Origin of the sequence: Dendronalium sp. ChiSLP03b (assembly GCF_034531165.2) — a bacterium.
GTDB classification, from domain to species: Bacteria; Cyanobacteriota; Cyanobacteriia; order Cyanobacteriales; family Nostocaceae; genus Dendronalium; species Dendronalium minutum.
Genome location: NZ_JAVRBR020000139.1, coordinates 1 through 8,125, shown reverse-complemented (window position 1 = coordinate 8,125; position 8,125 = coordinate 1). Strand labels below are relative to the sequence as shown.

Sequence of the window (8,125 nt, the reverse complement as noted above, 5' to 3'; positions counted from 1 at the left end):
TAATCAAGCAATGAGTAATGACTATAAAACTAACGCTCTAATCATCATTTCTTCTACCCCTACACCCTTACACCCCCACACCCTTACACCCTAAAACCAGGGTTTTAGGAACAAAACGTAAAAAACCTACACCTGTCAGCCCCTCTGCCCTCCTGCTCCCCTGCCCTCTTATCCCCATCTGTAGGCTCCGCTACGTTTTCCCATAACTGATAAATGTAGAATTCATTCAGCGAGAGTTTAATGGAGTGAGACAACAATAGCAAGGTCTTTGGAGCAGATATCTTACTAGGTATAAGCAACTAACTCTGCTAACAATTTGACCATAAAGTTAAGGAAACTTTAATGTTAGAAATGCTCTATTTGACAGATATTTTTTAGTAAGTTGTTGACTGACTGAAAGCAGACTCACTTCCGCAGCTAGATTAAGTTTAACAATGGCAATAGTTAATTTTCATATTCTTTTCGCTTTTGTGATTAACTGTAGCCTCTACTCGTTAAGCTGGGGAAATAGTTCTGGTTAAGATGTTAACTTCATCTCTGAAAAGTTTGTCTTTGATATTCTTAGTCAAGTTGCAAAACTTCGGTAATGTATATTTGGATGCAGTTTGAAACTTAGATAACAACCAACAGATTTCTGGCATCAACCAATATAACTATCAAACACTTAATTAGAGTTAGTGTGACATTTTTGACTGACTCTCATTAGAGTTATATCAATAAAAATGTAGCGTGAGCTTTGCGCTTACTCTGTTTATGATGTCTCCTGCAAAAGTATTTTTTGTAAGTAGTGAAAGGGAAAAGATTTGCAAGAAGTTTATTGAATAGCCAGCTACTGACCAGCGCTATTGTAGAAAGCTGTAGCATCGAGCATTGATTGGACATTGGATTTAAAGCGATATCCAGCTTTAAACCATTGTTATTTGTCCTAAGCTGGCTGTTTACTAAAACCCTTTTTGACTAATTTGACTACGCCTAATTCACTTTTTTACTTCCATCAGCACAATTTAGATAAACAGGCAACATACTATGTCAAGGGTGACTGAGACAAAGTCAAGACAGCAGCCACTTGAGCAGGAACAATCTAAGGTTTGGTGGGGTATTGCTGTAGCCCTACCAATAGCGATCGCCGCTGGGCTACTAACTACAGCCAAAGTTGAGCAACTGAAAAAGCTAAGCCCGTCCGTACCCGTAAAACCAGTTGCTAACAGCATTAGTGCTGTGGGGCGTTTGGAACCACAGGGAGAGGTTATTAAACTTTCTGCTCCAACCGCAGGCGCACAAGCAGCGTCACGAGTTCAGCAAATCTTTGTTAGAGAAGGAGAGAAGGTCAGGAAAGGTCAAGTAATTGCGATTTTAGACAACCACGATACTCAAATAGCTGCATTAGAAGAAGCAAAAGCAAAACTCCAAGAATCTCGTGCTAATTTAGCCCAGGTAAGAATTGGCTCGCCAAGAGACATTCAAGCCCAAACAGCAATCATTGCTCGCCTGCAAGCTCAGCTGCGTGGGGAAAGAGATGCTCAACAAGCATCGGTTACTCGAATTGCGGCCCAGTTAAGTGCAGAAAAAGTGGCTCAACAGGCAACAGTTAATCGCCTAGAAGCCGAATTCAGCGGGCAAAAAGATACTTTAAGAGCAACGATCGCTCGGATACAAGCCCAACAGCGTAATGCTCAAGTAGATGCCGGACGCTACGATTACTTATACCGTGAAGGTGCTATTTCCCAGCAAGAACGGGACAATAGACGCTTAAATGCAGTCACCACTAGTCAGCAGGTTACAGAAAGCCAAGCTACCTTGAGGCAGACACTGGCCACTCTGCGCCAGCAAGTTGCCGAGGCTAGAGCTAATCAAGTAAAAACTTTAACGACTTTGCAACAGCAGTTGATTGAAGCCAAAGTTACCCGCGATAAAACTGTAGCAACCTTGCAAAGACAAATAGACGAAGAAACAGCCAGACTCAATAGGCTAGTAGATGTCCGTCCTACTGATGTGCAAATAGCGCAAGCTCAAGTTACTAATGCGATCGCAAGTGTCAGACAAGCGGAAGCACAACTGAAATTAACCTACGTCCAAGCACCAAGCGCCGGAGAGATTTTAACAATTCACACCAAATCAGGAGAAGCCATCAGTCCCAACGGCATCGCCGAGATTGGACAAACCGATCGGATGATGGTTATTGCTGAAGTTCCTGAAGATAGTATTGGTAAAGTACGTATAGGTCAAAGTGCCATAGTTAGTAGTGATAATGGGGCTTTTAATGGGGAATTAAAAGGTGTTGTTACTGAAATTGGCAGAAAAATCGGCAAAAAAGATGTGTTGAATACAGATCCGGCAGCAGATGTAGATGCCAGAGTAGTAGAAGTAAAAATTGCCTTGTCTTCAGAAGATAGTCCAAAGGTTTCAGGCTTAACCAACGCCAAAGTTCTTGTTGACATTAATAACTAAACAAAGGCTGAAGAAAGGCTGAAGGATAAAATTTTATACTTCACACTTCCCACCTCATACTTCATTCTTACCACTTCATCAATGAGTCGTAAAATACCTCTATCTTGGCTGCAACTGACACGAGAAAGAACTCGTCTAGCTGTCGCTCTGGCAGGAATTGCCTTTGCTGATATTCTGATGTTTATGCAACTAGGTTTCCGAGATGCTCTGTATTATAGTAATGTTCGCTTACATACTAGCTTACTGGGTGATATTGTTTTAATTAATAGTCAATCTAATGCTGTACTGTCGATGAAAAGCTTCTCTCAACGGCGGTTATACAAAGCTTTAGAATTACCAACCGTGCAATCAGTACATCCTATATATTTAGATTATACAAGTTGGAAAAATCCTATAACAGGTCGTCCTCGTAACCTGCTTGTATTTGGAATTAATCCAGAAATTAACATATTTAATTTGCCTGGAGTTGAAGAAAACTTAGATAAAATAAAACTGCCTGATGTAGTTTTATTTGACCGCTCTTCTAGGCAGGAATATGGCCCAATAGCTGCTGATTTTGAGCAAGGAAAAACTGTAACAGCAGAAGTACGAAGGAGGAAAATTAAAGTAGTAGGACTATTTACTCTTGGTGCATCCTTTGGAGCAGATGGAAATTTAATTACTAGTGATGTCAACTTTTTCCGATTATTCAACAACCGTCAACAAGGATTAATTGATATTGGTCTAATCAGATTAAAACTAGGAGCAGATGCAACCGCTGTTGCTCAAGATTTACGGAATTATTTACCTACAGATATCCATGTTTTAACTAAACAGGAATTTATTGATTTTGAGCGAAATTACTGGGCAAGTAGTACAGCTATTGGATTTATTTTCACCCTAGGGACAATCATGGGTTTCATTGTCGGAACTGTTATTGTTTATCAGATACTTTATACAGAAGTTTCCGATCACTTATCTGAGTATGCAACTTTAAAAGCAATAGGCTATACACAAAAATATTTGTTAATTGTCATTCTCCAAGAAGCATTGTTATTAGCTTGTTTAGGTTATATTCCTGGTTGGATTTTTACGATGTTGATGTACCAAAAAGCTAGAGAAGCTACACTTTTGCCTGTTTTTATGAGCTATGAACGTGCCATACTAGTGCTAATCTTAACTATTGCAATGTGCTTCTTTTCTGGTACTATTGCTGTACGTAAATTACGCTCTGCCGATCCAGCAGATATCTTTTAGTTGAAAAAATTAAAATGCAAATTAAATGTTACTTATTAACATTTAAAATTCAAAAATAATTTATGATTAATACATAAGAAATCCTCACTTCTTACAGGCACTAAACTTCCGTCTCGGAACTACTAACTCACAGCTACCAAATTTATGATGAGACAAGAACCTGTAATCGCCATTAAGAATCTTAATCATTACTATGGCAAAGGCACATTAAAAAAACAAATCTTATTTGACATTAACCTAGAAATTTATCCTGGGGAAATTGTCATTATGACCGGGCCATCAGGGTCAGGTAAAACAACATTGCTGAGCTTGATTGGTGGTTTGCGGTCTGTACAAGAGGGAAGTTTGAAATTTTTAGGCGTAGAACTGTATGGTGCTAGTCAGAATAAATTAGTACAAATCCGGCGTAACATTGGTTATATCTTTCAGGCTCACAACTTGCTAGGGTTTTTAACTGCTACGCAAAATGTGCAGATGGCGGTGGAATTGAATGAGAATATTTCTCAAAGTGAAGCAATTTCTAAGTCAGAAGCCATGCTTGGGGCTGTTGGTTTACAAGAACGAATTAATTACTACCCAGATAATCTTTCTGGGGGACAAAAACAAAGAATAGCGATCGCTCGTGCCCTAGTCAATAGTCCGCCATTGGTTCTAGCAGATGAACCAACAGCAGCTTTAGACAAACAATCAGGACGCGATGTTGTAGAAATCATGCAGAGTCTGGCCAAAGAGCAAGGAACCTCTATTTTGCTGGTAACACACGACAACCGCATTTTAGACATAGCCGATCGCATTGTAGAAATGGAAGATGGGCTTTTAGCTCGTGACTCCCAAAGTGTAGTTAATAGTTACGATTCCGGAGCAAGAAATAATAACTCATAATCCGCAACTCATAACTCATAACGACTAAAGTGAGCAGCGGTAGTAGAACTTAAAGGCAGTATGATAAGTTAAGCCACTTAACGCCTAAGTTATGCTATTGCTACAACCGCAATGTGTAATGATAAAATTCTTCGTCTTTTAAATATCCGCGTGATTCATATAGCTTTTGTGCTACCGTGTTAGCAATCTGAGTTGCTAAGACAATCCGAACTGCTTTAGTTTCTTTTGCATAGTTCTCGGCAGCCTCCATCAATAATCGAGCGACCCCTTTGTTTCGATACACTTCTTGCACAAACAAATCGTTCAAAATCCAAACTCGTTTCATTGATACCGAGGAAAAGCTAGGATAAAGCTGTGTAAAACCAACCAAGTTGTTCTCAACATTTACTACAAATATTACAGAATCACGATTTTGGAGCCGCTTATATAAAAATTTCTTTGCAGATTCAAGATCCGAAGTCTGTTGATAAAAAACACGATACAGATCAAACAATACTGATAGATTTTCTAAATGTTCAGCAGCCGCTAAAACGACTTGCATTTACTCACCTCAAACTTGAATGTAGACTACACCTACGATTAGCCGTGAAGCTTAGTCATACTTATTATCTAGGAATTAAGGCCTCATCGCTCATCTCAAAATAACTTCACCTTGAACGCTAAACCGTAGTTTTCATAGACAGCCTCAACCGACCGAAATATAGTCGGTAGAATTCATAACTATATAGTTGCACCCTAGCCATGATTATTGTTTAGCAAAACCTGACTATTTGACACCAGACTGCTTCTGCTGTGGCACAGCATTAGGTTGGCGACTAGTGCGAAAAGTTACATTCACGCCTTCATTTGATTGCTCCAGTACCAACAAAGGCGTAGGCTTAGCTTTTTGATCCCAATGCATGGTGGCAATTCGACCTTGAATCGTCGGTTGCCAGGTATCCTCATCTTCAATTGGGCTAAGATAAGTTTCAATACAATCAATAATTTGGCTAATAGTGGCAGAAGTTGCTTGCGTCGGTAACTTCATCAATCGAATTTGAATGCGAAACAGTACTCGCTTTGCCGAGTTTTGTGGAGTTCCTGTCTCATACTCGACATCAAAAATTTCATCCACTTGCCGTCCGGCGCTATTGGCGATTCCTAACGTTCCCTGTTGGGCTTGATTGGGACGCAGGGCTTGAGAAATTTTATCTTTGACCTTAATTTTAATTTGATTCACGATCGCAAAATGAAAAACTTCCTCTGACATCCGCATTCGCAGATAATCTAGGTTGAAGTCCCGTGAGTTAACCAAGTCGGGATTAGTTTCCATTTTGCGGATTGTTTCCAGCGCCAGTTTAAACTTCTTCTCTAGTTCTCGCGTCCGGAATTGCTCAAACTTGAGTTTTTTCTCAAATTTATTCATCTGGAGTTTGCAAAACACAATCAAAGCAATCACCGCTACCGCTAATCCTCCAGAGGTTACAAGCAAAAATGGAGGTATTTGAGGATCGCTTGCTGGTACTTGCTGGGTGACTTTTTTCGGTTTTGACCCTGAAGACTGGGCAAGAAACATCGAATTTAGCATAGTTAGCAAACAGAAATACTTAACTTATTATTTTTAGGATGCCCAAATCCTGAATGCCATCTTGCTGTATTATGTGTATTTTTTACAGCGTTTCTCAGACTGCATATGTACAAAGACTCAAACTTCACTTCTGGGCATCCTAGCAATCCGCAGCAACTATCTCAGGCTTCACTTACTTGCTTAAGTAATATTTGTCTAGTCGCTACAGATATGGATGGTACCTTGACGACGAAAGGAAAATTTTCTGCTGCGTTGTTGCAAGCTTTGGAAGACTTAACAGCAGTTGGTATTAAAGTACTAATTGTGACTGGACGTTCAGCAGGGTGGGTGAGTGGGTTGAGTAGCTTGTTGCCAGTTGCAGGTGCTTTAGCAGAAAACGGCGGTTTATTCTATTCGTCTGGAAGTGAGCAACCAATAGCCTTAACGCCTATTCCAGACTTAACAGTTCATCGCCAGCATTTAGCTTTAGTTTTTGAACAATTAAAAATTAAATTCCCTCAAATCCAAGAATCGAGTGATAATCGTTATCGCATCACTGATTGGACATTTGATGTAGCTTCTTTAAGTCCAGACGATCTGCAAATTTTGGGTAATCTCTGTCAGCAAATGGGTTGGGGATTCACCTACAGCAACGTCCAGTGTCACATTAAACCACAAGGACAAGATAAGGCTGTTGGATTATTGCAGGTATTGCAAGAACATTTACCCAACTACTCACCAAAACAAGTTGTTACCGTTGGTGATAGCCCTAATGATGAAAGTTTATTTAATCGGCTTTATTTTCCTGTTTCTGTAGGTGTAGCAAATGTGTTGCAATATGCCAATCAGTTGCAACATCAGCCTACTTATATTACTGCTGCGACTGAAGGAGAAGGATTTTGTGAATTATCTAGTTATATTTTGAAAAGCTTGAAATTAAATTCCCATAGGTAGATGCGATGTCTCACGACAAGCCGCTTTGCGTCTACGCACACAATAACGTACTTATGTATCCGTTTTAGTGCCGATGCTGATGGATATTAACTCTATGCTATCAAGGCTTAGCGTTTTTAGTAGTAAAAGACTTTGAGAATGTTGAGGAAAGCGGGACATAAAAATTTATGCCACTTTAAATAACTGTCCTAGAGTTTGAGGTTCTGGTAGAGATTCACCATTTTCTAAAGCTGTTTCAATTAGAAGTTCTAGTACTTCCTGAGCATTTTTTAGAGCCTCTTCGTAAGTATCTCCGTGAGTGCAAGGCTGCATTACATTCGTAAACTCAGGTAACAAAACCACATAACATTGGTCTTCCTCTGACCATTGAATAACAATTGTGTATTTCATTCTTTCTATTTTCTTTAATTCTGCAAGTGCTTCATTGACTTGCTTTTCTAAATAAGGTTTGGCATCGCTACCATCTTTGCCAGCGATGATGATAGCTTGAGCTAATAGCGGATGTATCCATTTACTGTGACTACCCTTTGCAGGTTTATGAGTAAACCCTGCTTGCAGTAACAAGCTTTTGAGTTCTCTGATTTTCTTAGGCATAGCCTCAGCTTACATTTCCACTCGCCATTGCCTCAACTTTTACTTATCTAATTCTGCCAACTTCTTCTGAGCAAATTTCCGCACTTGCTCATCTGGGTCATTCTCTGCTCTGTCGCGCAACAGTGGTAAAGTCTGGGGATGCTGAGGAAATTGCTTGATAATTATCTCTAGTGCAATGTGCCGAGGATTAGTTTCATCCTCTTCCTCGCGCTCAAAGGAATCATCAACAGCGCAGTTGTGGAAGATGTCAAACAACTCAGGCTGATATTTAAAGTATTTAGCTAATTTTTGGACTGCTGCACTTCGTACAAACCAGTGATCATCTTGGGTAGCGCGTTCTTTGAGCCAAGTTTTGGTATCTGGGACATCTTTGAAGTTGTTCGCTAATTCTTCGACCGCTGCACTTCGTACAAAGTAGTGATCATCCTGGGTAGCGCGTTGTTTGAGGATGGATTTGGTGTCGGG

Annotated in this window: 8 protein-coding genes and 1 pseudogene; 4 read left to right on the top strand and 5 right to left on the bottom strand. The window is 40.0% G+C overall.

What is annotated here, in order from left to right:
• Positions 1 to 1,026: 1,026 nt before the first annotated feature.
• The 3 genes from RMY31_RS31760 to RMY31_RS31750 all read left to right on the top strand — a co-directional run bounded on the left by RMY31_RS31760 (position 1,027) and on the right by RMY31_RS31750 (position 4,566).
• Positions 1,027 to 2,448, top strand: coding sequence for an HlyD family efflux transporter periplasmic adaptor subunit (locus RMY31_RS31760; RefSeq protein WP_322667083.1), 1,422 nt, complete (start codon positions 1,027 to 1,029; stop codon positions 2,446 to 2,448).
• A gap of 81 nt (positions 2,449 to 2,529) precedes the next feature.
• Positions 2,530 to 3,684, top strand: coding sequence for an ABC transporter permease DevC (gene devC, locus RMY31_RS31755; RefSeq protein WP_322667085.1), 1,155 nt, complete (start codon positions 2,530 to 2,532; stop codon positions 3,682 to 3,684).
• 147 nt (positions 3,685 to 3,831) lie between these two features.
• A complete protein-coding gene (locus RMY31_RS31750) occupies positions 3,832 to 4,566 on the top strand; it encodes a DevA family ABC transporter ATP-binding protein (protein ID WP_322667099.1) in 735 nt (244 codons plus the stop codon).
• Positions 4,567 to 4,666: 100 nt separating this feature from the next.
• On the opposite strand, the gene RMY31_RS31745 is transcribed toward RMY31_RS31750, so the two are convergent.
• Both RMY31_RS31745 and RMY31_RS31740 read right to left on the bottom strand, forming a co-directional pair.
• On the bottom strand, positions 4,667 to 5,107 hold the full coding sequence (locus RMY31_RS31745; protein WP_322667087.1) for a GNAT family N-acetyltransferase: 441 nt from the start codon (positions 5,105 to 5,107) through the stop codon (positions 4,667 to 4,669).
• Between the two features lie 225 nt (positions 5,108 to 5,332).
• Complete coding sequence (locus RMY31_RS31740) at positions 5,333 to 6,133, bottom strand: hypothetical protein (RefSeq protein WP_322667089.1); 801 nt, start codon at positions 6,131 to 6,133, stop codon at positions 5,333 to 5,335.
• A 105-nt stretch (positions 6,134 to 6,238) separates the two neighbouring features.
• Here RMY31_RS31740 and RMY31_RS31735 point away from each other — a divergent pair, with 105 nt between their 5' ends.
• Complete coding sequence (locus RMY31_RS31735; RefSeq protein WP_322667091.1) at positions 6,239 to 7,066, top strand: HAD family hydrolase; 828 nt, start codon at positions 6,239 to 6,241, stop codon at positions 7,064 to 7,066.
• A gap of 165 nt (positions 7,067 to 7,231) precedes the next feature.
• Here RMY31_RS31735 and RMY31_RS31730 read toward each other — a convergent pair whose 3' ends face one another.
• The 3 genes and pseudogenes from RMY31_RS31730 to RMY31_RS31720 all read right to left on the bottom strand — a co-directional run.
• Entirely contained in the window at positions 7,232 to 7,456 is a 225-nt protein-coding gene (locus RMY31_RS31730) for a type II toxin-antitoxin system HicB family antitoxin (RefSeq protein ID WP_322667101.1), read from the bottom strand.
• A pseudogene (locus RMY31_RS31725) lies at positions 7,457 to 7,660 on the bottom strand (type II toxin-antitoxin system HicA family toxin); the annotation flags it as partial.
• 39 nt (positions 7,661 to 7,699) lie between these two features.
• Positions 7,700 to 8,125, bottom strand: a 426-nt coding sequence (locus tag RMY31_RS31720; protein WP_409878990.1) for a HEAT repeat domain-containing protein, incomplete at its 5' end; no start/stop codon positions are given.